At 69.9% G+C, this 25,305-nt stretch carries 24 protein-coding genes; 16 read left to right on the top strand and 8 right to left on the bottom strand.

Annotated features, from left to right (window positions below; all coding sequences use genetic code 11):
- Positions 1–3 precede the first annotated feature (3 nt).
- From G7043_RS36705 to G7043_RS36680, 6 genes are all read left to right on the top strand, one after another.
- Complete coding sequence (locus G7043_RS36705; RefSeq protein ID WP_313888253.1) at positions 4–1,014, top strand: iron ABC transporter substrate-binding protein; 1,011 nt, start codon at positions 4–6, stop codon at positions 1,012–1,014.
- A 56-nt stretch (positions 1,015–1,070) separates the two neighbouring features.
- A complete protein-coding gene (locus G7043_RS36700) occupies positions 1,071–2,516 on the top strand; it encodes an ABC transporter permease (protein ID WP_313888252.1) in 1,446 nt (481 codons plus the stop codon).
- A complete protein-coding gene (locus G7043_RS36695; RefSeq protein ID WP_166053287.1) occupies positions 2,513–3,514 on the top strand; it encodes an ABC transporter ATP-binding protein in 1,002 nt (333 codons plus the stop codon). Before G7043_RS36700 ends, G7043_RS36695 begins: the two co-directional genes overlap by 4 nt.
- Positions 3,511–5,892: a non-ribosomal peptide synthetase gene (locus G7043_RS36690; protein ID WP_166053286.1), complete on the top strand. Its 2,382-nt coding sequence runs from the start codon at positions 3,511–3,513 to the stop codon at positions 5,890–5,892. The genes G7043_RS36695 and G7043_RS36690 overlap by 4 nt, the downstream gene beginning before the upstream one ends.
- A gap of 69 nt (positions 5,893–5,961) precedes the next feature.
- A complete protein-coding gene (locus tag G7043_RS36685; protein WP_166053285.1) occupies positions 5,962–6,513 on the top strand; it encodes a TetR/AcrR family transcriptional regulator in 552 nt (183 codons plus the stop codon).
- Positions 6,514–6,518: 5 nt separating this feature from the next.
- On the top strand, positions 6,519–8,681 hold the full coding sequence (locus G7043_RS36680) for an MMPL family transporter (protein WP_166053284.1): 2,163 nt from the start codon (positions 6,519–6,521) through the stop codon (positions 8,679–8,681).
- Here the strand turns inward: G7043_RS36680 and G7043_RS36675 are convergent.
- Positions 8,678–9,022, bottom strand: coding sequence for a DUF6292 family protein (locus G7043_RS36675; protein ID WP_166053283.1), 345 nt, complete (start codon positions 9,020–9,022; stop codon positions 8,678–8,680). The two genes, G7043_RS36680 and G7043_RS36675, sit on opposite strands and share 4 nt — an antisense overlap.
- A 219-nt stretch (positions 9,023–9,241) precedes the next feature.
- Here G7043_RS36675 and G7043_RS36670 point away from each other — a divergent pair, with 219 nt between their 5' ends.
- From G7043_RS36670 to G7043_RS36660, 3 genes are all read left to right on the top strand, one after another.
- Entirely contained in the window at positions 9,242–9,676 is a 435-nt protein-coding gene (locus G7043_RS36670; RefSeq protein WP_166053282.1) for a Rieske (2Fe-2S) protein, read from the top strand.
- A 65-nt stretch (positions 9,677–9,741) separates the two neighbouring features.
- A complete protein-coding gene (locus G7043_RS36665) occupies positions 9,742–10,161 on the top strand; it encodes a YybH family protein (RefSeq protein ID WP_166053281.1) in 420 nt (139 codons plus the stop codon).
- 42 nt (positions 10,162–10,203) lie between these two features.
- Positions 10,204–11,907 (top strand): dihydroxy-acid dehydratase, encoded by a 1,704-nt coding sequence (locus tag G7043_RS36660; RefSeq protein ID WP_166053280.1) that lies wholly within the window; start codon positions 10,204–10,206, stop codon positions 11,905–11,907.
- Here G7043_RS36660 and G7043_RS36655 read toward each other — a convergent pair.
- Together G7043_RS36655 and G7043_RS36650 are read right to left on the bottom strand one after the other, a co-directional pair.
- Positions 11,888–13,471, bottom strand: coding sequence for a hypothetical protein (locus tag G7043_RS36655; protein ID WP_207312225.1), 1,584 nt, complete (start codon positions 13,469–13,471; stop codon positions 11,888–11,890). The genes G7043_RS36660 and G7043_RS36655 overlap by 20 nt on opposite strands.
- 102 nt (positions 13,472–13,573) lie before the next feature.
- Complete coding sequence (locus tag G7043_RS36650; RefSeq protein ID WP_166053278.1) at positions 13,574–13,753, bottom strand: zinc transporter Slc39a7; 180 nt, start codon at positions 13,751–13,753, stop codon at positions 13,574–13,576.
- 112 nt (positions 13,754–13,865) lie between these two features.
- Between G7043_RS36650 and G7043_RS47800 the strand changes: the two genes are divergently transcribed.
- The 5 genes from G7043_RS47800 to G7043_RS36630 all read left to right on the top strand — a co-directional run bounded on the left by G7043_RS47800 (position 13,866) and on the right by G7043_RS36630 (position 18,901).
- A complete protein-coding gene (locus tag G7043_RS47800) occupies positions 13,866–15,434 on the top strand; it encodes an ABC transporter substrate-binding protein (RefSeq protein ID WP_207312224.1) in 1,569 nt (522 codons plus the stop codon).
- A complete protein-coding gene (locus G7043_RS47795; RefSeq protein WP_313888251.1) occupies positions 15,431–16,405 on the top strand; it encodes an ABC transporter permease in 975 nt (324 codons plus the stop codon). Before G7043_RS47800 ends, G7043_RS47795 begins: the two co-directional genes overlap by 4 nt.
- Before the next feature lie 92 nt (positions 16,406–16,497).
- On the top strand, positions 16,498–17,382 hold the full coding sequence (locus G7043_RS36640) for an ABC transporter permease (RefSeq protein ID WP_166053277.1): 885 nt from the start codon (positions 16,498–16,500) through the stop codon (positions 17,380–17,382).
- Positions 17,376–18,278, top strand: a complete 903-nt coding sequence (locus G7043_RS36635) for an ABC transporter ATP-binding protein (RefSeq protein WP_313888250.1) — start codon at positions 17,376–17,378, stop codon at positions 18,276–18,278. The genes G7043_RS36640 and G7043_RS36635 overlap by 7 nt, the downstream gene beginning before the upstream one ends.
- Positions 18,260–18,901, top strand: a complete 642-nt coding sequence (locus G7043_RS36630) for an ABC transporter ATP-binding protein (protein WP_313888249.1) — start codon at positions 18,260–18,262, stop codon at positions 18,899–18,901. The genes G7043_RS36635 and G7043_RS36630 overlap by 19 nt, the downstream gene beginning before the upstream one ends.
- Here the strand turns inward: G7043_RS36630 and G7043_RS36625 are convergent.
- From G7043_RS36625 to G7043_RS36605, 5 genes are all read right to left on the bottom strand, one after another.
- Positions 18,873–19,397 (bottom strand): class F sortase, encoded by a 525-nt coding sequence (locus tag G7043_RS36625; protein ID WP_166053275.1) that lies wholly within the window; start codon positions 19,395–19,397, stop codon positions 18,873–18,875. The two genes, G7043_RS36630 and G7043_RS36625, sit on opposite strands and share 29 nt — an antisense overlap.
- Positions 19,397–20,140, bottom strand: coding sequence for a DUF4397 domain-containing protein (locus G7043_RS36620; protein WP_166053274.1), 744 nt, complete (start codon positions 20,138–20,140; stop codon positions 19,397–19,399). Before G7043_RS36620 ends, G7043_RS36625 begins: the two co-directional genes overlap by 1 nt.
- A 43-nt stretch (positions 20,141–20,183) precedes the next feature.
- A complete protein-coding gene (locus G7043_RS36615; protein WP_313888248.1) occupies positions 20,184–21,047 on the bottom strand; it encodes a PfkB family carbohydrate kinase in 864 nt (287 codons plus the stop codon).
- Positions 21,048–21,131: 84 nt separating this feature from the next.
- Entirely contained in the window at positions 21,132–21,881 is a 750-nt protein-coding gene (locus G7043_RS36610; protein WP_166053273.1) for a hypothetical protein, read from the bottom strand.
- A gap of 23 nt (positions 21,882–21,904) precedes the next feature.
- Complete coding sequence (locus G7043_RS36605) at positions 21,905–23,026, bottom strand: GAF domain-containing protein (RefSeq protein ID WP_166053272.1); 1,122 nt, start codon at positions 23,024–23,026, stop codon at positions 21,905–21,907.
- 119 nt (positions 23,027–23,145) lie between these two features.
- Between G7043_RS36605 and exaC the strand changes: the two genes are divergently transcribed.
- Positions 23,146–24,669: an acetaldehyde dehydrogenase ExaC gene (exaC, locus tag G7043_RS36600; RefSeq protein ID WP_166053271.1), complete on the top strand. Its 1,524-nt coding sequence runs from the start codon at positions 23,146–23,148 to the stop codon at positions 24,667–24,669.
- Entirely contained in the window at positions 24,669–25,019 is a 351-nt protein-coding gene (locus G7043_RS36595) for a DUF779 domain-containing protein (RefSeq protein WP_166053270.1), read from the top strand. Before exaC ends, G7043_RS36595 begins: the two co-directional genes overlap by 1 nt.
- Positions 25,020–25,305: the final 286 nt, after the last annotated feature.

Genomic DNA, 25,305 nt, shown 5'->3' with positions numbered 1-25,305 from the left:
CTGGTGAGGCGTCGTGCACGCACCGTGACGCTGGTGGCAGCACTGCTGGCGTCGACGTTGACCGCCTGCAGTTCCGCAGACGACCTGATCATTTACTCCGGCCGCAACGAACAATTGGTCGGGGCCCTCCTGGACCAGCTCGAGGACGCCGTGGGAATCGACGTCGAGGTCCGTTACGGCGGCAGCGGTGAAATGGCCGCGCAGCTGCTGGAAGAAGGTCAGGGCACCGAGGCGGACCTGTTCTTCTCGCAGGACGCGGGCGCGCTCGGCGCCGTCGGGGCGCAGGGCAGGCTGGCCGAGTTGCCCGCCGACGTGCTCGGCCTGGTGCCGGAGAACTACCAGGCGCGCGACAAGCGCTGGGTGGCGACGAGCGCCCGGGCCCGTGTGATCGCCTTCGACCCGCGCGTGGTCGACGAGAGCGCGCTGCCGAAGACGATCGAGGAGGTCGTCGACCCGAAGTGGAAGGGCAAGATCGGCTACGCGCCCACCAACGGGTCCTGGCAGGCGTTCGTGACGTCCGTGCGCGTGCTCAAGGGCGAGGACTTCGCCAGGGACTGGCTCAAGAAGTTCGCCGCCAACGAGCCGAAGCGGTTCGACAACAACAACAGCATCCTCAAGGCGGTCGACGACGGTCAGCTCCCCTTTGGACTGATCAACCACTACTACTGGTACGCCATGGTCGCGGAGAAGGGCGGCGAGGCCAACGTCAAGGCGCGGCTGCACCGGTCCGGCAGCGGTGATCCGCTCGCCCTGGTCAACGTGGCCGGGGTCGGGATCATCCAGGGCTCCAACCAGAGCGAGGCGGCGCAGAAGGCGGTGCGGTTCCTGCTGTCCGAGCAGGCGCAACGGCACTTCGCCGACGTGACCGCCGAGTACCCGGCCAATCCTGGCGTGAAGTCGAGCAAGCACCAGCTGCCGCCGATCACGGACCTCCAGGCACCCGACATCGACCTCTCCAAGCTGTCGTCGCTGCAGGACACGGTGAAGCTGTTGCAGGAAGCGGGGTTGTCCTGAGGCCCGTACACCGGGCCGCACCAGCTCTCACCACTCTTTCGCTCCTCGTCGCCGCGGTGGCCGTGCTGCCGCTGGCCTACCTGGCCGTGCGTTCGTTCGAACGCGGCGGGGGCGTCGTGTGGGACGTGCTGGCCCGGACCCGGACCGCGGAACTGGCACTGCGCAGCCTCTCGCTCGCGGTGGCGGTCACGGCCGCGTGCCTCGTCCTCGGCGTGCTCAGCGCGTGGCTCGTGACCCGCTCGGACCTGGTCGGGCGCAGGGCTTTCGGGGTGTTGCTGGTGCTGCCGCTCGCGGTGCCGTCGTACGTCGCCGGGTTCACCTGGATCTCCGTGGCACCGGACCTCACCGGGTTCGCGGGTGCGTTCGTGGTGCTGACGCTGGTGTCGTACCCGTACGTGCTGCTGCCGGTCGCCGCCGCGTTGCGCACGGCCGACCCGGCGGTGGAGGAGGTCGCGAGGTCGCTCGGCAGGACGAGCCGTCAGGTGTTCCTCTCCGTGACGCTGCGGCAGGTCCGGCCCGCGGCGCTCGCCGGCGGGTTGCTGGTGGCGTTGTACGTGCTGAGCGACTTCGGCGCCGTGTCGCTGATGCGGTACGAGGCGTTCACCCTCGGCATCTACACCAGCTACCGGGCGACGTTCGACCGCACCCCGGCCGCGATCCTCGGCCTGGTCCTGGTCGTGCTGGCGGTCGCGTTGACCGTCGGCGAACGCCGGGCGCGCGGTGTGGTTGCACATCGCGGTCGTCGTCAACCGCTGACCGTCCCACTGGGACGAGCCCGCCTGCCCGCGCTGGCCGGGACAGCGGTGTTGATCGTGCTGACGCTCGGGGTTCCGGTCGTCAGCCTGGTGTGGTGGCTGGTGGCGGGGACCTCGACGGTCGAGGTGTCCGACGTGCTGGCGACCACCGGGAACACCGTCGCGGTGTCGGCGTTCGGCGCGGTGCTGACGCTGCTGCTGGCACTGCCGGTGGGGATCCTGGCAGCGCGGTACCGGGGCCGGCTCGCGCGAGGGGTCGAACTGGCCAGTTTCGCCGGACACGCGCTGCCAGGCATCACCGTCGGTTTGGCGTTGGTGTTCTTCGGGATCAGGTTCGCGCCGGGGCTGTACCAGACCGCGCCGATGCTGGCGTTCGCGTACGCGGTGCTGTTCCTGCCGTTGGCGGTGGGAGCCGTGCGCACCGGTGTGGCGCAGGCACCTCCGGTGTTGGAGGACGTCTCGCGGTCGCTCGGCCACGGACGCTGGCACACGGGGCTGCGCGTCACCGTGCCGCTGGCCGCGCCGGGGATCCTGGCCGGCACCGCGCTGGTGTTCCTGACCTGTGCCAAGGAGTTGCCGGCGACGTTGCTGCTGCGGCCGACCGGCGTCGACACCCTGGCGACCGAACTGTGGACCCGCACCGAGGTCGCCGCATACGCCGCGGCGGCGCCCTACGCGGCCGTTCTGCTCGTGGTGGCGGCGATTCCGGCTGTCGTCCTGGACCGCTATTTGGGAGGTGAGCGGTGAGCGGCTTGACGGTGAAGCGCCTGGTCGCGGGCTACGGCGGCGACCCCGTGCTGCGCGAGGTCGACTTCGAGGTGCCGGAAGGCGGGTTGCTCGCCGTGCTCGGGCCGTCCGGGTGCGGCAAGACGACGCTGCTGCGGGTCCTCGCCGGGTTCCACCCGGTCACCTCCGGCGAGGTGTGGCTGGGCGAGCGGCTGCTGACCTCCGACGTGCCACCGGAACGGCGCGGGATCGGGATCGTGCCGCAGGAAGGCGCCCTGTTCCCGCATCTCACCGTGGCGGGGAACGTCGGGTTCGGACTCAGGCGGGGTGAGCGCGGCGACCGGGTCGAGGAACTGCTCGACCTCGTGGGACTGAGCGGGTTCGGCGCGCGGATGCCCGCCCAGCTCTCCGGCGGCCAGGCGCAACGGGTGGCGCTGGCGCGTGCTCTGGCGCCACGGCCCGCGGTGGTGCTGCTCGACGAGCCGTTCTCGGCGTTGGACGCCGGTCTGCGCGAGGAACTGAGGGCTGACGTTCGCGCGACCTTGAAGGCGGCCGGCGCCACGGCGTTGCTCGTGACGCACGACCAGGAAGAGGCACTGGGGATCGCGGACCACGTGGTGGTGCTGCGCGACGGTGCCGTGGCGCAGTTCGCGCGGCCGCAGACGATCTACACCTCCCCCGCCGACCTCGGGGTGGCGTTGTTCGTGGGCGAGGCGGTGACGTTCGCCGGTGTCGCCCGCGCCGGCCTGGTGGAGACGCCGCTCGGGACGTTGCGGACGTCCGGCGACGGTCCCGGCACGGTGCTGGTGCGGCCGGAACAGCTGATCCTCGGGAGCACCGGTGTTCCGTCCACTGTGGACGACGTGCGGTTCCACGGGCACGACGCGACGGTCCTGCTGCGGCTCGCCGACGGCACGCGGGTGCGCGCACGCGTGCAGGGCCGGGTCCCGGTGCGGGCCGGGGACTCGATCTCGGTGTCGGTCGACGGGACCGCCCTGTTCTTCGCGGACACACCGTGACGGCCACGGCGGACCTCGGGTTCGCTGATCGTCTCGCCGAGCACGGTGACCGGCTCGCCCTGGTGACACCGGACGGCTCGCTGACCTATCACGAACTGGACCAGCGGGTGACCGCCGCGGCGCAACGGCTCGGCACGACGCGGCGGCTGGTGCTGCTCGCCGCGGAGAACGACGTCGACTCGATCGTGGCGTATCTGGCCGCGTTGCGCGGCAAGCATCCCGTCGTTCTCGCGTCCACGGCGCAGCTTCCCGCGCTGACGGCCGCGTACGACCCGGACGTGGTGATCTCCGGTGAGTGGAGCGAACGGCGCGAAGGCACCGCGCACGCGCTGCACCCCGAGCTGGCGCTGTTGCTGTCGACGTCCGGCACGACCGGGTCACCGAAGCTGGTGCGGCTGAGCGCGGACAACCTCGCCGCGAACGCCGCCTCGATCGGCTCGTACCTGGACATCCGTTCGACGGACCGCGCGATCACGTCGTTGCCGCTGCACTACTGCTACGGCCTCTCGGTCGTGAACAGCAACCTCGCGCGCGGCGCCGGGCTGGTGCTGACCGGGCGGTCAGTGATCGAGCAGGAGTTCTGGGAGCTGGTCCGGGAGCACGGCGTGACCAGCCTGCACGGCGTGCCGCACACGTTCGGGCTGCTGGACGGCATCGGCTTCGAGTCGATGGAACTGCCGTCACTGCGCTACGTGACGCAGGCCGGCGGCCGGCTGGCTCCCGCGGACGTGATCCGGTACGCCTCGTTGGGTGCCACGCGCGGCTGGCGGTTCTTCGTGATGTACGGCCAGACCGAGGCCACCGCGCGCATGGCCTACCTTCCGCCCGAGCTCGCCGCCTCGCACCCGTCCGCGATCGGTGTCGCGATCCCCGGCGGGAAGCTGCGCGTCGACGACGGCGAGCTCGTCTACAGCGGCCCCAACGTGATGCTCGGCTACGCCAGTTCCCCGGACGACCTGGCGTTGGGCCGCACGACGTTCGAGCTGCGCACCGGGGATCTGGGAGCGGAGTCCCACGGCCTGTTCTCGGTGACCGGCCGCAAGAACCGGTTCGTGAAGCCGTTCGGGCTGCGCGTCGACCTGGACCAGGTCGAACGCTCGCTCGCCGCCGACGGCCTGCGCGTGGCCTGCACGGGTGACGACAGCGGCCTCGTCGTCGCGGTGCTCGGCGACGCGGACCGCGCGGTGCGGCTGATCCGCGCGCTGACCGGTCTGCCCGCGACCGCCGTTCGCGCCTACGCTGTGACAGCCCTTCCGTTGCTGTCCAACGGCAAAATCGACTACAAGGCCGTTGCCGCACCGTCGGAACGCGGCTCGAACTCCGTGCGCGAGGTGTTCGCCTCCGTGCTCGGTGTGCGGCCGGTGCCGTCCGACGCGACGTTCAACTCGCTGGGCGGCGACTCGCTGCGCTACGTCCAGATGACCGTTCAGCTGCAACGGTTGCTGGGCGATCTGCCGTCCTCGTGGCCGACGATGCCGGTGTCGTTGTTGGAAGAACTCCGCGCCAGGCACCGTCGCGTGCCGCTGATCGACACCACGATCGTGCTGCGAGCGTTGGCGATCCTGCTGATCGTCGGGTCGCACGTCGGCTTCTTCAAGCTGCTCGGCGGCGCCCACCTGCTGCTCGTGGTCGCGGGCTGGAACCTCGCCCGCTTCCTGCTGCCCGCCGCCCCAACGCGGATCCTGCGGGCGGCGGCGTTCATCGCGGTCCCGACGTCGCTCTGGCTCACCTACCGGGTCGCGGCCACCGACGACGTCACCATCGACAACGTGTTGCTGGTCAACAACTTCACCCGCGTCGGCGCGGCCGGGTACTGGTTCGTCGAGGTCGTGGTGCACGTCCTTCTCCTGTGCGCCCTGGTCTTCGCCGTACCGGCGATCCGGCGCTGGGAACAACGGCACGGCTACGCGTTCGCGCTGGCGTTGCTCGGCCTCACGCTGGCCCTGAGGTTCACCGTCGACGGCGACTTCTTCGCGCGCAACATGACCACGCTCGGCGCCGCCTGGTTCGTCGCCCTCGGCTGGCTCGCCCACCGCTCCCCCGCGTTGTGGCAGAAGTGCCTCGTGGTGGTGGTGCTGGTCGTGATGGTGCCCGGCCGGATGGAGGACCTGTCGCGCGAGATCGTCGTGATCGCCGGCGTGATCGTGCTGCTGTCACTGGCCCGCGTGCCGGTGCCGCGCCGGCTGCTCACCCCGGTGAGCCTGCTGGCCAGCGCGTCACTCGCCATCTACCTCACGCACTACGCGGTGTTCCCGCACCTGCAGCCAGAGGTGCCCTCACCGATCGTGTGGGTCGTGTGCGTCGCGGTGGGGTGCGCGGTGTGGCTCGGGGTCGATCGGGTGCGGTCGAAGTGGCACACCATTCCCCCGTTGGGGTGACGAACGCCACCGACCAGTTCGGTCGGTAAACCTACCGAACTGGTCGGTAAACGTCGTAAAGTCGTCGGCATGCCACGACAGCCCAGGACCGGAGTCGACGAGACGATCCTCGACGCCGCCGCCGCGCTCTTCGCGCGGCACGGCTACGAGCAGACCTCGCTGAAGTCGCTCGCGGACGCTGTCGGTCTGTCGAAAGCCGGCCTGCTGCACCACTTCCCGAGCAAAGACGCTCTCTTCGAAGCAGCCTGGGCGCAGAGCCGGGTGCTGAGCGGGCAGGTGGCCGAGCAGGTCGCCCCGATGCCGGCCGGCCCCGCCCGCGATCGGCGTGCGCTGGAGCTGCTCACCGACGTCGCGCTCGACCGTCCCGGCCTGGTCTCACTGCTGTTCCGGGCGTTGACGGCGCCGGGTGAAGACCCGCAGCAGGCGCAGGACGAACTGATGATCAACGAGATGTTCGTCCTCGACCCCGAGAAGGACCTGCCTCGCGCGGTCCGGGTCATCGCCGCGCTCAGCGTCATGGCCGTGCTCACCCTCCTGGCCAACCAGGAAGGCGACAAGACGACGTGGCGCCCCTTGATCCTCGCTACCTGTTACGACGCACTCGGGCACCAGGAGGCCTGACCATCATGGCGAAACTGCTCTACGGACTGGGGATGCTGACGCACAGGCGTCGTCTCCCCGTCGTCCTGATCTGGCTGCTCGTGCTGATCGGCTCCGGTGTCGGCGCTTTCACCCTCGGCGGTGAGACGTCCAACTCGATGTCCATCCCCGGCCAGGAGTCGACGACCGCGCTCGAGCGCATCCAGCAGGAGTTCGGTTCCGGCGAGACCGCGACCGCACGGGTCGTGGTGAAGGCGCCGGACGGCCAGAAGCTGCCGCAGCACGTCAAGGCGATCACCGACCTGGTGGCCGACGAGTCGTCTCTCAAGGGCGTGACGTCCGCGACCAACCCGCTCGACCCCGCCGCGCCGAGCGTGAACCGCGACGTCGACGTCGGTTACAGCACCGTCACCTACGACGTGAAGCCCGGTGAGGTCACCGCCGAGCAGCGGTCCGAGCTGCTCAAGGCCGTCGACAAGGCACGGGCCGCCGGACTGACCGTCGAGGTCACCGGCACCGCGATGCAGGAGACGCCGCACGTCGGCGGGCCCAGCGAGATCATCGGTGTGGTGCTGGCGCTGGTCGTGCTCGCGCTGACCTACGGCTCGCTGGTGACCGCGGGCATGAACCTGCTCAGCGCCGCCATCGGCGTCGGCATCGGCACGCTCGGCATCACCATCGTGTCCGGGTTCATGGACCTGCAGTCGACCACGCCGATCCTCGCCTCGATGCTGGGACTCGCGGTCGGCATCGACTACGCGTTGTTCATCATCAACCGTTACCGCCAGGAACTCCGCCGCGGCTCCGACGTCGGCCACGCCGTCGCGACCGCCGTGGGCACCGCCGGTTCCGCCGTCGTCACCGCCGGTCTGACCGTGGTGATCGCACTGGTGGGCCTCGCGATCGCCGGTATTCCGTTCCTGACGCAGATGGGCGTCTCGGCCGCCGCCACGATCGTCGTCGCGGTGCTGATCGCCATCACGCTGGTGCCCGCGGTGCTGAGCATGCTCGGCCGCCGCGTGATGACCCGCAAGGAACGCGCCGCCGCCGACGTGGAGCCGAAGGACCGCGGCGTCATCCGCGGCTGGGCCGGTGCGATCACCCGCAACCGCGTCGTCGCGCTGCTGCTGTCGGTCGTGGCACTGGGCATCGTCGCGATCCCGGTGGCGTCCATGGACACCACCCTGATCCAGAAGCCGCCGGCCAACTCCACCCAGGAACGCGCCGACCAGATCCTGGCGCAGGGCTTCGGTGAGGGCTTCAACGGCCCGATCATCGTCCTCGTCGAGGGCAACGGCGCCGCCGCGACCGCCACCAAGGCCGCCGAGCCGATCGCGAAGATGTCCGACGTCGCCCTGGTGACCCCGGCCCAGCCGAGCCCGGACGGCAGCGCCGCGATGGTCACCGTGATCCCGAAGTCCGGCCCGGACAGCGTTGCCACCGAACAACTGGTGGCCGACCTGCGCGCCGAACTGTCCGATCTGGACGGTGGCAAGGCCTACGTCACCGGCGCCACCGCCGTGAGCGTGGACGTGGCCACGTCCCTGGACCGCGCCCTGCCGATCTACCTCGCGGTCGTCGTCGGCCTGGCACTCGTCCTGCTGATCCTCGTGTTCCGCTCGCTGCTCGTGCCGCTGGTGGGCGTGCTCGGCTTCCTGCTGACCATCGGCGCCTCCCTCGGCGCCACGGTGGCCGTGTTCCAGTGGGGCTGGCTCGCCGGCGCGGTCAACCTCGACAGCACCGGCCCGCTGATCAGCCTCACCCCGATCCTGGTGATCGGCATCCTGTTCGGCCTCGCCATGGACTACCAGATCTTCCTGGTGTCCCGGATGCACGAGGCACACCACCGCGGTGCCAAGCCGATCGAGGCCATCACCACGGGCTTCCGCCAGGCCGCCCCGGTCGTCGTGGCCGCCGCACTGATCATGTTCTCGGTGTTCGCCGGCTTCGTCCCCGCGGGCGAGCCGACCGTGAAGTCGATCGCGTTCGCCCTGGCCGTCGGCATCTTCGTGGACGCCTTCGTGGTCCGCATGGTGCTGGTGCCGGCCGCGCTGGCCCTGATCGGCGAGCGCGCCTGGTGGCTGCCGAAGTGGCTGCGGTGGCTGCCGGAGCTCGACGTCGAGGGCACGGCGCTCGACGAGCTGTCCGCAGTCGAGAAGGAGAAGCGGGAGCCGGTGGCGGTCGGCTAACCCACCCTGCGCACCAGCGGCCGGTCCACCTCGTGGGCCGGCCGCTGGTCTGTCAGCAACCTGCGCACCCATCGCGCCACCGTGCGCGGCGGCGGTTCCACCGCACCGCCCAGGTGCGCCACCACGGTCAGCTCGGCGCCACCGGGTTCCTCGACCGCGATCGCCCACCCGCGGCGCTCGGTCCACAGCAGCGCCACCAGGCAGTCCGGGTGGTCGGGCAGCGTGCCGTCCACCGCGATGTACACCCGCAACGGTCTGTCCCGATCCACGCAGGACGACTCGCCGCTCAGGCCGAGTTCCCGCGTGACCCTCAGCGCGTAGTCGAGCGCAAGCGTCTTCACGTCGTCACCGTCCTCCGTCCACCGGGGCAACAACGCCAGCTGCTTGACGCACGAAGCGGTTACCCCAGTTGACGGAGTGCGAACCTCAGACGCTCACTCTCCGCTGAAGTCGCAGAAGTTCCTCTTAAGAGTCAAGGCTTGTCATGAAGTGACTCGGTTGCCAAGGTGAGTGGTGCCGCCTCCGCCGCGACTCGTACGGCAGGAAGTGAGCGCTTCGAGATGGAGCTCCCGGACCACCCCACCACCACGGTCAGCCGCCGCTGTTTCATCGGTGGCTGCGCCGCGGCCGCCACGATCGTCACCACCGGCACCGCGGCGGCCGCCCCCGACGCCCAGCCGTGCGGCACACTGCCGCCCGGCACGGTCCTCGCGAAGAAGGCGGACGTGCCGCTCAACGGCGGAGTCGTCGTCTACTTCGACGACGAGACATCAGTCGTGGTGGCCCAGCCGAAGAAGAACACCTACACGGCGTTCGACGCCAAATGCACCCACGCCGGCTGCATGTGCAGCGAGGTCGACCAGAACCTGATCATCTGCTGGTGCCACGACAGCCGGTTCAGCTCCGTCGACGGCAAGCGGAGGTCCGGACCGGCCAAGAAGCCGTTGCCGCAGATCAAGACGAAGATCAAGGGGGACGACATCGTCGTGGCCTGAGCCTGCGCGGACCGGTCCGGGCAGTCATGCTGTCCGGACCGGTCCGCACGAGAAAGGCCGGTCGGATGAGCTTCCAGGACGAGGTGCTGCCCCTGCTCCAGCGCGATGTCGAGAACCTGCACAACGGCGACGCCGGACCGCGCAAACAGATGTGGTCGCACGCCGAACCCGTGGTGCTGTTCGGCGCGGCCATGGGCGCCGTCGGCTGGACCGAGGTCGAGCAGGTCTTCGACACGATCGAGAAGTGGTTCCACGGCAGCAGGTCCCTCGACATCGAGGTCGTGGCCGCGGAGTCGAGCGGTGACATCGGGTACGTGTGCGCGATCGAACGGTCCGAGATCCTCGACCCGTCCGGGGCCACGAAGTCCTACGCGTTGCGCGTCACCACGGTGTTCCGCCGCGAGGACGGCACGTGGAAGATGGTCCACCGCCACGGCAGCCCGTTGGACGACCGGGCACTGGACGCCCTGGCGAGCATTCGGTAGCCGGGGGTTGCGCGTCCGCACGCTGCCCCGTACGACGGGAGGGTGAACCTCCGCAGCGCGCACTGGTACGCCGGACAGGACCGCAACGCCTACATCCACCGCGCCTGGATGCGCCGTGGCACGCCGGACTCGGCGTTCGCCCGGCCGCAGATCGCCATCGCCAACACCGCGTCCGACCTCACCCCGTGCAACGCGCACCTGAACGAGGTCGCCGCATCGGTGTCGAACGGCGTGCACGAGGCAGGTGGCATCCCGCTCAACCTCCCCGTGGTGTCGCTGGGCGAGACCAACGTCCGCCCCACCGCGATGCTGTGGCGCAACATGGCCGCGATGGCGACCGAGGAGATGCTGCGCGCCAACCCGGTCGACGGCGTGGTGCTGCTCGGCGGGTGCGACAAGACGATTCCCGCGCTGCTGATGGCCGCCGCGTCCGTCGACATCCCCGCGGTCGTGGTGCCCGGCGGGCCGATGCTCACCGGCACGTTCCGCGGGGTTCCGCTCGGCTGCGGCACGGACGTGTGGCGGCTGTCGGAGGAGGTGCGCGCGGGCACGCTGTCGCAGGAGGCGTTCATCCGCTCCGAGTCGGCGATGATCCGCAGCCGCGGCCACTGCAACACCATGGGCACCGCCTCGACGATGGCCCTGGTCGCGGAGGCGCTCGGCACCGTCGTCCCCGGTGTCGCGGGCACCCCGGCGCCGGACAGCAGGCTGCTGGAGGCCTCGCACGGCACCGGACGGCTGATCGTCGAGCTGGTCGAGAAGGACCGGCGGCCCAGCACGTTCCTGACGAAGGCCAACTTCCACAACGCGATCGTCGCGCTGGCCGCGATCGGCGGGTCCACGAACGCCGTCGTGCACCTGCTCGCCATCGCCGGTCGCCTGGGCGTCGACCTGACCCTGGACGACTTCGACCGCATCGGCTCCGGCGTGCCGTTGCTGGTGGACCTGCAGCCGGCGGGCCGGTTCCTGATGGAGGACTTCCACCGCGCGGGCGGGCTGCTGGCCGTGCTGCGGGAAGTTCGTGACCTGCTCGACCCGGAAGCGTTGAGCGTCACCGGGAATCCCCTCGTCGGCCACCTCGACGACGCCCCGATCTGGGACGCCGAGGTGATCCGCAGCCGGTCCGAGCCGATCATCGCCGAGGGCGGGATCGCGGTGCTGCGCGGCAACCTGGCGCCGTCCGGTGCGCTGGTCAAACCGGCCGCCGCGTCACCGAACCTGTTGCAGCACCGCGGCAAAGCCGTGGTGTTCGACAGCATCGAGGACTTCCACGCCCGCATCGACGACCCGGACCTCGACGTCGACGCGGACAGCGTGCTGGTGCTGCGCGGCTGCGGGCCGCGCGGATATCCCGGCATGCCCGAGGTGTCGAACATGCCGTTGCCCAAGAAGCTGCTGGAACAGGGCGTGCGCGACATGGTCCGGATCTGCGACGGACGCATGAGCGGCACCGCGTACGGCACGGTCGTGCTGCACGTGGCACCGGAAGCGGCGGCGGGCGGACCGCTCGGGCTCGTCCGCACCGGCGACGTCATCGTGCTGGACGTGGAGAACCGGCGGATCGACGTGGAGGCACCGGACTTCCTCGACCGCTCCCCCAGTGCGGCGATGACCGAGGCGTTCGCCAAACCAGGACGAGGCTGGCAGCGGCTCTACGTCGACCACGTGCTGGGCGCCGACACCGGAGCCGACCTGGACTTCCTGGTCGGCTCCAGCGGCAGCGAGGTCACCCGCGAGTCGCACTAGCCGACGTCCCGGCGAGGCGGTCGACGACCTGTGCCTCGTACAACGACTCCGGAACCAGTGGACCGGTCTTGATCTCGATGCTGCCCCACGGCCCGGGGAAGTACGGCTGTGAGCGCCGCGTGCCTTCGCCGGACACGGCGTAGTTCTGCGCGGTCGGCGGTTTCTGGACGACGATTTCCTTGTTGTAGTCCCAGATCACCGAGTGTGCGGCGCCCCAGCCGTGCGAGGTGCCGTAGTCGCCGCGGTTGATCAGCTTGGCCTGGTTGCCGCCGCTGAGCTCCCTGATGTTGTCGAACAGCAGTCCCTGGCTCCACCGCCGGTGCGCCTCGGCGTCACCACCGTCCACAGTGGCCCGATGCCACACCACGCCGGCCACAGAGTTCGCGCCGTTGCTGACGAACGCGTGTCGCGCCTTCGTGGCGTGCAGGCCGGTGAACAGGACGAGGTGCGAGTTGGTGTTCGCGGCGAAGTTGTACATGCGGCCACCTGTGCGGATCGCGACCGGGTCCGTGGCCTGCGCGTCCTTCACCGTGATGCGCACGGACCGTTCGGTGACCACGCCCGCGTAACCGAAGTAGCGGGTCTTGACCGAACGGACCCAGCTGTTGTCCGCGCCGAACACGCCGATGGCGTTCCACGCGTGGTTCTCGTCCTCGCCGCCCTTGGTCTCGACGTCGACGCGCAGGCTCTCGACCCCGGACTCGGTGACGAGGTTCCGCGCGGTCACCGGCGCGACCGTGGAGATCGTCAGCGACCGGTCGAGGTGGTTGTAGATCGGCGCGTCGAACGTGAGCCTGCGCCCGTCGACGGCCTTGATCCTGCGCACCCAGTGCAGGTCCATGGATCCGGGCGTCCACTTGGCGTCCTGCACCACGCCGCCACCGCCGACCGCGTCGATCCACTTCTGCGACGACGGGTGCCGGACGACGACCTCCTGGCCCACCTTGAACCCGGTGGCGTTCGCGACCTCCAGGCTCAACGACCCGACCTGCACGAACGGCGTGGTCACCTCGACGGCCGCCCCGGTCGTCCACGGCTTGCCCGAGTCGGACCCGAGCACCACGACCGTGCGCTGGTGGGGCGTGTCGCCGCGGCCGAACAACGTTGTGGTGTCCCCGGATCCACGCAGCACCACGCCGTTGTGCCTGATCCGCACGGTGCCGCGGATCTCGTACCGGCCGGCCGCGAGCTTCACCGCGCCGCGATGGCCGTTCGCGTCGGGCGTGCGGGCGCCGACCTGGTCGAGCGCTTTCTGGAGATGCGCGGTGTTGTCGCCGGACACCGGACTGATCGTGACGACGTCGGGCATGACCGGCAGCGGCTTCTCGCCGTGGTGGTAGCCGACGTAGCTGAAGTCCGGCACGCGGTTGCGCGCCGAGTCGGAGGCGTACTTCAGGCGTCCGGCCGTGTCGTAGGAAACGTGGGCGGACGACCACTGGCCGGCCTGAGGCGCCGGTGGGTACTTGCCGCAGAACTCCTGCCAGCACGCGGGCGCCGCCTGCGCCACCGGCGTGAGACCGCTCAGAAGAGCCAGCGTGGCAACGACTTTCGCCAATCGAGACACTTGCACTGCTCCTGCCGCGTCAACGTGGAAGGCGGCAGATGGAGCAAGCGTAGCGGCTCAGGCGGCCTCGCGGACCGGCCGCCGATATTTCGCCGGGCCGGTTCAGGAGTGCGAGTGCTCGTGTTCCTCGACGTGCCCCGCGTCGTGCACGTGGGTGTGCGAGTGCGTTTCGCCGCCGTGCGTGTGCTCGTGCGTGTGCTCGACGTGGTCGTGCGCGTGCGCCTCGTGAGGATGTGTGTGGGACAGGTCACCGTGGCTGTGTTCGTGGTTGTGGACGCTCATGTTGCGCAGCCTGGCACGGCTCTGACCAGCGCGCAGTGGTGCAAGGTCTTGCTTGTTGCAAGTTACTTGCTGTTAGCTGCACCCGGCAACACGGACACTGGGGAGGAACTGGATGCGCCGAGCGGTTCTACTGGCTCTCGTCGTGCTGGCGGGGTGCTCGTCACCGGACGGCTCGACGACGGCCGGAGCAGCGACGTCCATCGTGATCGGCGCCGGCAGCGAGCCGGAGAACCTCAACCCGGTGCTCGGCTACGCGCCCGACGGTGCCGCGAAGATCTTCGACGGCCTGGTGACGCGGGACGCCTCGCTCGCCCTGAAGCCCGCCCTGGCCTCCGCACTGCCGACGGCGTCTCCCGACGGCCTGACGTGGACCGCCAAGCTGCGCAAGGACATCGCGTTCTCCGACGGCACCCTGGTGTCCGCCCAGGACGTCGTGTTCACCTACAAGTCCGTGCTGGACAAGAAGGTGAACTCCACGATCGCCTCCCGCTTCGACGCGCTGGCCGACGTGACGGCGCCGGACGCGGGCACCGTCGAGTTCAAGCTGTCGTACCCCTACGCCCCGTTCGTGCAGCAGCTGGCGCTCGGCATCGTGCCCGCGGCGAAGCTCTCGGGCGTGGACATCAACAGCGCGCCGTTCAACACCGCTCCGATCGGCACCGGCCCGTACGTGGTCGAGTCGTGGCGCAAGGGCGACCGGATGGTGTTGAAGGCCAACGAGAAGTACTGGGGCGGCACGCCCGCGATCAAGACCGTCACCGTGGTGTTCGTGCCGGACGACAACGCCCGCGCAACCCGGATGGCGGCCGGCGAGTTCGACGGCACCGTGCTGCCGCCCAAGCTCGCCCAGACCTACCGCGACAAGTCGGGCTACCGGGTCGTGCGGAACCCGTCCGCCGACTACCGCGGCCTCGGCATCCCGTCCGAGCTGCCGTTCACCTCCAGCCCGCAGGTGCGGCGCGCGATCAACCTGGGCATCAACCGCCAGGCCATGATCGACGCCGTGCTGGCCGGCTCCGGCAAGCCCGCCGCCACGCCGATCTCGCCCTACCTGAAGGACTGGTACGACTCGGGTTCCGCGTTCGCCTACGACGTCGCCGAGGCGGAGAAGCTGCTCGACGAGGCCGGTTGGCGCAAGGGTGCCGACGGCAAGCGCGCGAAGGACGGTCAGCCCGCCCGGTTGCCCGTGCTCTACCCGGCGCCGGACGTGCTGCGCAAGGAACTCGCCCTGGCCGCGGCCTCCGACATCGCGAAGCTCGGCATCGACGCGCCCGTCGAGGCCACCACGTTCGAGATCATGCTGCAGCGCCAGAAGGAAGCTGCGGCGATCTGGGGCGGTGGCGACCCGTACGACCCGGACACCGCCGCCTACACGTTGCTGCACTCGCGTTACGCGGGCCAGCAGGGCTACGTGAACATGACGCTGTACCGGAACTCCACTGTGGACACCGCGCTGGACACCGCGCGCCGCAGCCTCGACCCGGCTGCCCGCAAGAAGGCCTACGACGACTTCCAGAAGGCCTACGCGGCCGACCCCGCCTGGGCGTTCCTGGTGTTCCTCGACCACACGTACGTGTTGCGCGACAAGTGGGACGGCCAAGAAACCCAGGTCGAACCGCACGACCACGGCCTGGTGCACGCCGTGTGGTGGAACCTCGAGCGCTGGACACCCAAGCAGTGATCCGCTCCATCGGCCGGCTGACCCTGCGCCGCCTGGCCTTCGCGGTCCCGGTGCTGTTGGTCGTCAGCTTCGCGTTGTTCGTGCTGGCGAAGGCCTCGCCGTTCGACCCGGTCGAGCGCTACTTCGGTGTGCGGATCATCGGCGCTTCCCCGGAGCGCGTGGCCCAGCTGCGCGCGAACTGGGGCGTCGACGAACCCGTCGTCGCGCAGTACTGGGCCTGGCTGCGGCACGCGGTGGCCGGCGACCTCGGCGATTCCCTGTCGTTGCAACAACCGGTGTCGGCCGTGATCGGTGACCGTCTCGGATGGACGGTGCTGCTGGTGTCGGTCGGCTTCACGCTGGCCCTCCTGCTGGGACTCGTGCTGGGCACGCTGGCGGCGTGGCGGCAGGGGTCGTGGCTCGACCGGCTGATCACGGGCGGCTGTTACGCGTTGGAGGCCGCGCCGGTCTTCTGGGTCGGGCTGGCGGTGCTGTACGTGTTCGCGCTGCAGCTGCGGTGGTTGCCGGGCGGCGGCGTGACGACCGGATCCGAGCCGGTGTCGGTGGGCGGTGTCGCCGTGCACATGGTGCTGCCGGTCGCGGTGCTGGCGATCTCGCAGGCGCCGTGGTTCGTGCTGTTCGTGCGCCAGAACCTGCTGGAGTCCTTCACCCAGGACCACGTGATCGGCGCGCGAGCCCGCGGCCTGCCGGACCACCTGGTGGTGTCCGGGCACGCGTTGCGCACGTCGCTGCTGCCGTTCCTCACGTTGCTGGGCGCCCGGCTGCCGGAGCTGATCACGGGCGCGCTGCTGGTGGAAACGGTGTTCTCGTGGCCGGGCATCGCGCGGGCGACCGTGGAGGCCGCGCTGAACGTCGACTTCGCCCTGCTCGGGGCACTGACCGTGATGGCGACGGGCGTGGTGCTGCTGGGCAACCTGCTGGCCGACGTCCTGTACGCGCTGGCCGACCCGAGGGTGGCGCTCGATGGCTGACCTGACCTGGCGACCCGTCCCCCGCTGGCCGGTCCTCCCCTCCGCAACCGCCCACACGACCGTCACGCCGGCCGACCCGAGGGTGACGCACAATGACTGACCTGACCTGGCGACCCGTCCCCCGCTCCCGCCTCACCGCAGCCGGCCCACCACGCTCCCCGCGCTGGCGACTCCTCCCCTCCGCGACCGTCCTCGCGATCGTCGCGCTGACCGTGCTGGTCGTCCCGCTGGTCGTCGACCTCAACCAGCAGTACGTCGACCTCGCGATCGCGAACCAGCCGCCGTCCGCCGCGCACCTCTTCGGCACCGACGAGCTCGGCCGGGACGTGCTGCTGCGCTGCGTCTACGCCCTGCGCGTCTCGCTCACCGTCGGCATCGTGGCCGCCGTGATCTCGGCGGTCGTCGGCACGGCGGTCGGTGCGCTCGCGGGCTCGATCGGCGGCTGGTTCGACCGGATCCTGATGCGCCTGGTCGACGCGGTCGCGTCCGTTCCGCACCTGTTGCTGGGCATCGTGATCGTCGCGATCCTCCGGCCCAGCCTCACCGCCGTGATCATCTCGATCGCGCTGACCCACTGGCTCACCTCGGCCAGGATCGTGCGGTCCGAGGTGCTCTCGCTGCGCGCCAGGCCGTTCATCGACGCGGCGATCGTGGGCGGAGCGAGCAGGACCCGCGTGCTCACCCGGCACCTGCTGCCGAACGTCGCCCCGCAGGTGCTGCTCGCGACCACGCTGATGGTGCCGCACGCGGTGTGGCACGAGACGGCGTTGTCGTTCCTGGGACTGGGTTTGCCCCCGCACGCCGCCAGCGTCGGCAACATGATCAACGACGCCCAGCGCTCGCTGCTCATCGGCGGCTGGTGGATGTCCCTGGCACCCGGCCTGCTGCTGATCATCACGACCCTGGCGGTGTCCGGGGTGAGCGGTGTGTGGCGGGACCGGCTGAACCCCAAGCGGCGCACGGAGCTGACGTGGTGAACCTGGAGATCGACCGGCTGTCGGTGCGGTTCGCGCTCACCGGCGCGACCGTCGAGGCCGTGAACGACGTGTCGCTGCGGATCCGCCCCGGCGAGTGCGTGGCGCTGGTCGGCGAGTCCGGCTGCGGCAAGACCGTGCTGGCCTCCGCACTCCTCGGCTTCCTGCCCGGCAACGCGGAAACCCGGGGCACCGCGAAGCTCGGCGACACCGACCTGATCGCCGCCACGGACCACGAGCTGGCGACCAAGATCCGCGGCCGGCAGATCGGCCTCATTCCGCAAAGCCCGGCCAGCCACCTCACGCCGGTCCGCACCGCGCGTTCTCAACTCGAAGAAGCCGCGCGGGTCCTGGGCGGCGACGCCGTGGCCGCGGCCGAACGCGCGGGTCTCGAACCCGAACACCTCGACCGCTACCCGCACGAGCTGTCCGGCGGCATGGCACAACGCGTGGCGAACGCACTGGCGCTGGTCGGCAACCCGTGGCTGCTGATCGCCGACGAACCGACCACCGGCCTCGACCGCGACCTCGTCGACGGCCTGCTGGACGAGTTCCGCAGACTGGTCGACGACGGCCACGCCGTCCTGCTGATCACGCACGACCTGGCGGCCGCGCACCGGATCGCCGACCGCATCGCGGTCATGTACGCAGGACGGATCGTGGAGATCGGCCCGGCCCACGAGGTGCTGGACAACTCCCGCCACCCCTACAGTCGCGGCCTCGCGAACGCCTTGCCGGACAGGGCATTCACCCCGGTACCCGGCCAGCCACCGCTGCTCACCGACCTGCCCGCGGGCTGCGCGTTCGCCCCGCGCTGCGACCAGGCCACCCCGATCTGCGAGGAACGCCCCGTGCTCACCGACGACCCGCACGCCGTCGCGTGCCACCTGCCGTGCTGACCGGCACCGGCATCACCGCCGGCTACCGGAACCCGGTGATCACCGACGTCAGCCTGACCGTCCACCCAGGACAGACCATCGGCCTGGCCGGCCCGAGCGGCTCCGGCAAGTCCACTTTGGCGCGCGTGCTCGCGTTGCTGCACAAGCCTTTCGCGGGCAGCGTCACCATCGACGGCGAGACCGTCACCAGGTTCCGGTTCGGCGCCACCCAGCGCACCCGGATCGGCGTGCTGTTCCAACAGCCCAGACTGTCCGTCGACCCCCGGTTCACCCTCAGAAGGGTCATCGCGGAACCGCTGAAGGGCAACCAGGAACGCGTGACCGAGCTCGCCGACCTGGTCATGCTCACCGACGATCTTCTCGACCGCCGCCCGCACGAGGTCAGCGACGGCCAGCTGCAACGCGCCTGCCTCGCCCGCGCGCTCGCACTGCGGCCGCGCTACCTGATCTGCGACGAGATGACCACGATGCTGGACGCCTCCAGCACGGCCGCGCTGGTCGGCGTGATCCGCGCGTACCAGGCGGAGACGGACGCGGGCGTGCTCGCGATCTCGCACGACGACAGGCTGCTCACGAGGTGGGCCGACGAGACGGTCAGACTTTCAGCACCGCTTCGACGATGACGTTGTTGCGGTAGCTGCCCGCGACCCGGTCGAAGTCACCGCCGCACGTCACGAGCCGCAGCTCAGACAACGGTGTCGGCGCGTATACCGCGGCCGTCGGGAACGCGGCCTTCTCCGTCGAGTACGTGTGGTTCACGACGAACGTGAGCTTGCTGCCGTCCTCGCGCTCCACCAGCACCTCGGCACCGGGCTGCAACTCCGGCAACCGGAAGAACACGCCCGGCCCGGTCTTCGAGTCGACGTGCCCCGCGATCACCGCCGGCCCGGCGTCCCCCGGCGCCACTCCCTTGGCGTACCAACCGGCCTTGTCCGCACGGCTGGGCGGCTCCAGGGTCCCGGCACCGTCCACCTTCAACGCCTCGAGCGACGTGTCGACACCGATCGACGGAATGAGCACCGTCACCGGTTCCGGCGCCTTCTCCGCGCCCGGATCCTTCACGATGTAGATCAGCGCGACGATGATCACCGCGCCCATCGCGAGCTTGCCCTTGCTCATCAGCCGAACCGGAACAGCCTGCCGCGCACCGAGAACATCGCGACGCCCACGATGAGCGCGATGACCAGCGCGGTCAGCCAGTCCCAGCCTCCGGCCATGCCGCCGAACCCGGTCTCCTGCCCGCCGCCGGGCACGACCTCGGCTCCCTTGGCATCGGTCCGCAGCTCGATCCGCCGCGCGCTCACCAGCAACGAGTAGACCCCGCCGGGCTCCAGCACGACGTCGAGCGACGTGGAGTCCTTGCCGCGCGGCAACACCTGCAGCGGATCCTTGCCGGGCAGCATCACCACGTACCCGGTCGTCGAGTTCGCCTGCACGTTGCGATGCACGAACACGCTGCCCCGCAACAGATCCATCTCCGCGTCACCGGCGTTGACCACCCGCAGCCGCGCCTGCCCGTTCGGCGGCAGGCTGACGTCGTCCTCCAGCACCTTCATCGACGACGCGATGTCGAGGACGGTGTACGCCTTCCCGGTCCCCGCCCGCACCAGCACCGACCGCAGCACCGGCGAGCCGGGATCCGCCCCGGCCGCGCGGAACTCGACGACGTGGTCCCCCGGCTCGACCCGCCGGTAGTCGTAGAGCTCGGCGTAGTCGAGGGTGCCGAGCTTGACCCCGTCGAGCGTGGCGTCGACGCGCGCCTGGTCCATCGAGAAGTGCCCGAGACGGACGTACGTACCCGTCGCGGCGTGCGCGGGCGCAGCCGAGAGCAGCAACAACAGCACTACAGCGAGCACTCGCACGCGGACCTCCCCTCACCGGACCCAACAACGATAACGCGCCTGATCAGCATCCGGTGAGGTCCGGCCGCCCGCCAGGCCGCGTGACGGTGGCGCCGGACGCCGCCACGGCCAGCCGAGCCGCGTCCGCCGGGCCGTCTCCACGCGTGAGAGCGAAGGTCAGCCCCGCCACGAACGCGTCACCGCCTCCGGTCGTGTCGACCACCTCGACGTCCCCCAGGGGCACCACGAGTTCACCCTCGTCCCAGATGAACACGTTGCCCACACCGTCCACGGCGAACGCCACGAGCCCAGGGCCGTGCTTCATCACGTCACGCGCGGCAGCCGTGGCCTCCGCAGCGTCGGCGATCTTGCGGCCGGACAGCAGCTCGGCCTCCTGGTGATCCGCGCGCACGACGTCCGCGCACGCCAGCAGTTCGGCTCGCAGCCGTTCCGGTGCCCCGTCGAGCACCACACGGCCGTGCGCCGCTCGTGCTGCCTTGAGTGCGACCTCGGGCGGTTGTTGCAGCTGCACCACCACGGTCGCCGCACGCGCGATGAGGTCTGTCGGCACGTCGTCCTCGCGCAGCAGTACGCCGTCCGGGAGGTGCTCCAGATAGCGCCAGCCGTCGGCCACGAGGTCGACGATCAACCCGGTCAGGCAGTCCTGTCGCTGAACGACGCCCTCGGTGCCGATCCCGTCCGCGGCGGCGCGCGCGATCAGCCGTGCGCCGGTGTCGTCGTCCCCGACCACGCCCACGAGCTGGACCGGCGCGCCCAGCTGGGCCAGCCCGACCGCGATGTTCGCGCCCTTGCCGCCGAGCATCTCGCGCCGCTCCCGCACCGGCGCCGTGCCACCGGGACCCGGCACCTCGTCGACGACGAGGACCAGGTCCCGCGCTATCTGTCCCACCACGACGATCTCGTCCACCGCGCTGGGCTACCCAGCCGCGGCCAGCCTGGGATGATGACAACGTTGTCAGATCACAAACGCAGCACCTCCGGCGCGTCAGCGTCAGTTCCGCGGAAGCTGGTCGGTGACGTCGAGCCCGTCCGGCAGCACCGCGAAGAGGTCGACGGGCGTGCGCAAAGACACCATCTCGCTGCGGTGCCGGCGCTTCAGACGGTCCCGGGCGACCGAGATCTCCTGACTCGACGCCGACAGCACGAGCACCGGTACCGCGCCCTGGGCGACGTGCGCGCCGACCCGGTCGGTGTTGCCGCGCCCGAACTTGAGCACTTTCCCGTACCGCACCAGGTAAAGCAGGTTCGCCTCGCCGCGCGAGTGCTTGAGCTGCTGCACCTCACCGGTCTCGTCGTTGCGCCCCCAGGTGCCGTGCGACCTCGTCAGCCACCGGAACCCGGTCCAGGGCAACCCGTGCACGTCGGTGGCGAGCACGGTCCAGCCGGGCTGGAAGTACTTCGCGAGCCGGATCTTCACCGTCGTCGCGGCGATGAACTCCGAGTTCTCCCGCCAGGTGCCGTCGAGCTCCAACCCGCGCGCGATCTTCTGCACCGCCGGGTCCGGCACCGACCTGTCGTCCAGGCACACCAGGCACCTCGTACGCCAGCCGATGCCGCACGAGCGCGCGACACCGCACCAGCCGCACTGGTGGATCTGCACCGGCGCGCCACCGGGGCGGTCGTGCAACAACTTCATCTGGTCGGCCACAACCTGCTGACACGGTGCGCACAAAGCACACCACGCGACCTCGGCGACCTCTTTGCGCGGCAACCGGGTCATGCAGTTGATGCACTGCTTCACTTCGCCCTCCCCCTTGGGAAAGCCTATTCCAGCGCCCTTCGCAGGCGCGAGGAGACAAGAGCATGACGAGGGTCCGCGGACGGAAGGAGCAACCGGAGGCGTTCGAGCACTTCGGCGTCCTCGCCGCTGTCCGCGAACGACAGCAGCGCGTCGAGATCTCCCCGCTCCAGCACGCCTTTGCGCACCGCGGCGGCGAGATCCAGTCGTTCCTCGCGGATCACCGGTGCGTCCGAACGGGGTAGCAACTCGCCGTGGTAGTGCCGGGTCGCCTTGCCCGCGTCGCCGGACCTCAGCGCGGTCCGCACGTCCAGGAAGTCGCCGCGCACCACGGCATCGAGCCGGTACGGCCTCGTCAACAGGACACCACCGAGCTGCGCACGCAGCCGATGCAGCTCCGCACGGACCGTGGTCGGGTTCCCTCTCTCACCATAGAGCAACAATGCGAACTGTTCGGCGGTGAGTCCCTTGGGGTGCAGGGCGAGCGCCGCCAGGACCTCCGCGTTGCGCAACGTCAGCGCCAACGGCCGTCCGTCGAGATCGGCGTGCAGGCCGCCGAGGAAGTTCAACGTCAGCACGTGTTGGCGTGGCGCGAACTGCTGCAGGTGGTGCTCGGCCAGCCGGGCGGCGGCGGACACGAGCTGCGCGACGGCCGGGTGCATGGTCTTCAGCGGCCCGCTGACGTCGACAACGCCCAGCAGCAGACCCGTGTGGGGGTCGCGGATCGGGCTCGCCGCGCAGGTCCAGCCGTGGTAGGTGCGCACGAGGTGTTCGCGGGAGTGCACGGTGACGGGTTTGCCGGTCGCGAGAGCGGTGCCCATCGCGTTGGTGCCGATGACGTCCTCGCTCCAGCGCGAGCCCTCGGTCAGGTGGACGCGTTCGGCGCTGTGCCGCACCCCGTTGTCGCCCTCGCACCACAGGACGTGGCCACCGGTGTCGGTGACGATCATGATCGTGTCGTCCATCGACAGCGTGTGCTTGAGCAGCGGCACGGCGGCTGCCAGCGGATGCGTGCCGCGCAGGTCCGCGATCTCGTCGGGCGCGTAGACGACCGGCGCCTCGTGGCGGTCGGGGTCGACGCGCGCCGCGAGAGACCGCTGCCACGACTCGGCGATCACCGGCCGCGTTGCTTCGCCGAGGTCCGTCACCTCCCCAGGATGACTGGCCTTCTGGACCCGAGCGTTACTCCTTTCGGATGCAACGTGCGTGAAACGTCGCACTACCTAGCGTCGCCACCGGTTTCGCAACGATGCGGGAGGCAAAGCCCATGGCGAAGTACGCGGCCCCAGGACAACCCGGCAGTGTGGTGACGTACCGCGACCGGTACGACCACTTCATCGGAGGCGAGTACGTACCGCCCGCCAAGGGCCAGTACTTCGCGAACCCCACCCCGGTCACCGGTGAGTACTTCACCGAGATCGCCCGCGGCACCGCGGAGGACGTCGAACGCGCCCTGGACGCCGCCCACGGCGCGGCGCGATCGTGGGGCAAGACCTCGGTCGCCGAGCGCGCGAACGTGCTGAACAAGATCGCCGACCGGATCGAGGCCAACCTCGAGATGCTCGCGGTCGCCGAAACCTGGGAGAACGGCAAGCCGATCCGCGAGACGCTGGCCGCCGACCTGCCGCTCGCGGTAGACCACTTCCGCTACTTCGCGGGCGTGATCCGCGCGCAGGAGGGTGGTATCTCGCAGATCGACGAAGACCTGGTGGCGTACCACTTCCAGGAACCGCTCGGGGTCGTCGGCCAGATCATCCCGTGGAACTTCCCACTGCTCATGGCGACCTGGAAACTCGCGCCCGCGCTGGCCGCCGGCAACGCGGTGGTGCTCAAGCCCGCCGAGCAGACACCGGCGTCGATCCACGTGCTGATGGAGCTCATCGCCGACCTGCTCCCGCCCGGCGTTCTCAACGTGGTCAACGGTTTCGGCGTCGAGGCGGGCAAGCCGCTCGCGTCGTCGAGCCGCGTGGCGAAGGTGGCGTTCACCGGCGAGACCACCACCGGCCGGTTGATCATGCAGTACGCCAGCGAGAACATCATCCCGGTGACGCTGGAGCTCGGCGGCAAGTCGCCGAACGTGTTCTTCTCCGACGTCGCCAACGAACGGGATGCCTTCTACGACAAGGCTCTCGAGGGCTTCACGATGTTCGCGCTGAACCAGGGCGAGGTCTGCACCTGCCCGTCGCGAGCGTTGATCCAGAGCGCCATGTACGACCAGTTCCTCGGTGACGCGATCGAACGCACTCGCGCCGTGAAGCAGGGCCACCCGCTCGACACCGAGACGATGATCGGCGCGCAGGCCTCCAACGACCAGTTGGAGAAAATCCTGGCGTACATCGACATCGGCAAGCAGGAAGGCGCGAAGGTGCTGACCGGCGGCGAGCGTGCGGACCTCGGCGGTGAGCTGTCCGGCGGCTACTACGTGACGCCGACGGTCTTCGAGGGCGACAACAAGATGCGGATCTTCCAGGAGGAGATCTTCGGCCCGGTCGTCGCCGTCACGCAGTTCTCCGACTACGACGACGCCATGAAGACCGCCAACGACACCCTCTACGGCCTCGGCGCCGGCGTGTGGTCCCGCGACGGTTCCGTGGCCTACCGCGCCGGCCGCGACATCCAGGCGGGCCGCGTGTGGGTGAACAACTACCACGCCTACCCGGCGCACGCGGCGTTCGGCGGCTACAAGCAGTCCGGCATCGGCCGCGAGAACCACCGCGTGATGCTCGACCACTACCAGCAGACCAAGAACCTGCTCGTCAGCTACTCCCAGAACGCCCAGGGCTTCTTCTGATGCCCCGCGTCGCACTGACGCCGGAGGCGGCGGAGGTCCTCCGCCGCCTCCGGGCCGACCACGGCGACCTGATGTTCCACCAGTCAGGCGGCTGCTGCGACGGCTCCGCCCCGATGTGCTACCCCGCCGGGGAGTTCCGGACCGGCTCGTCGGACGTGCACCTCGGGGACCTGGAGGTGGACGCGTTCGTCGTTCCGGTGTGGATGTCCGCGGCGCAGTTCGAGTACTGGAGCCACACGCACCTGACGATCGACGTCGTACCCGGTCGTGGGAGCGGTTTCTCCCTGGAAGCACCAATGGGGTTACGTTTTCTGGTGCGTTCACGGCTGCTGAACGAGGACGAGCTCTAGTGGTGTGGCCTGGAACGTTGCCGGGGGAATTCGCGGTCAGACGGGTGCATCGTGGTGCCGCCCCCGCGCCTTCATACTGGATGTATGGGGGCGCGGGGGCGGTGCCGCGAGGCGCCCTGCTGAGCGTGGATTACCTCGCCGACGTTCCGGGACGCACCACTAGTGTCCTGCGCCAGAAATTCGCCTACAAAAGCGTGCGAGTGACTCGAGGATCTCTTCGGCGGTCTTGGTCCAGATGAACGGCCGTGGGTGGGTGTTCCAGTCGGCGATCCAGGCGCGGATGTCT

This window comes from Lentzea alba (assembly GCF_011067745.1).
In the GTDB taxonomy this organism is placed as follows: domain Bacteria; phylum Actinomycetota; class Actinomycetes; order Mycobacteriales; family Pseudonocardiaceae; genus Lentzea; species Lentzea alba.
Note: the sequence above shows the minus strand (reverse complement) of the source record. Positions and strands in the feature narration are given on the sequence as shown.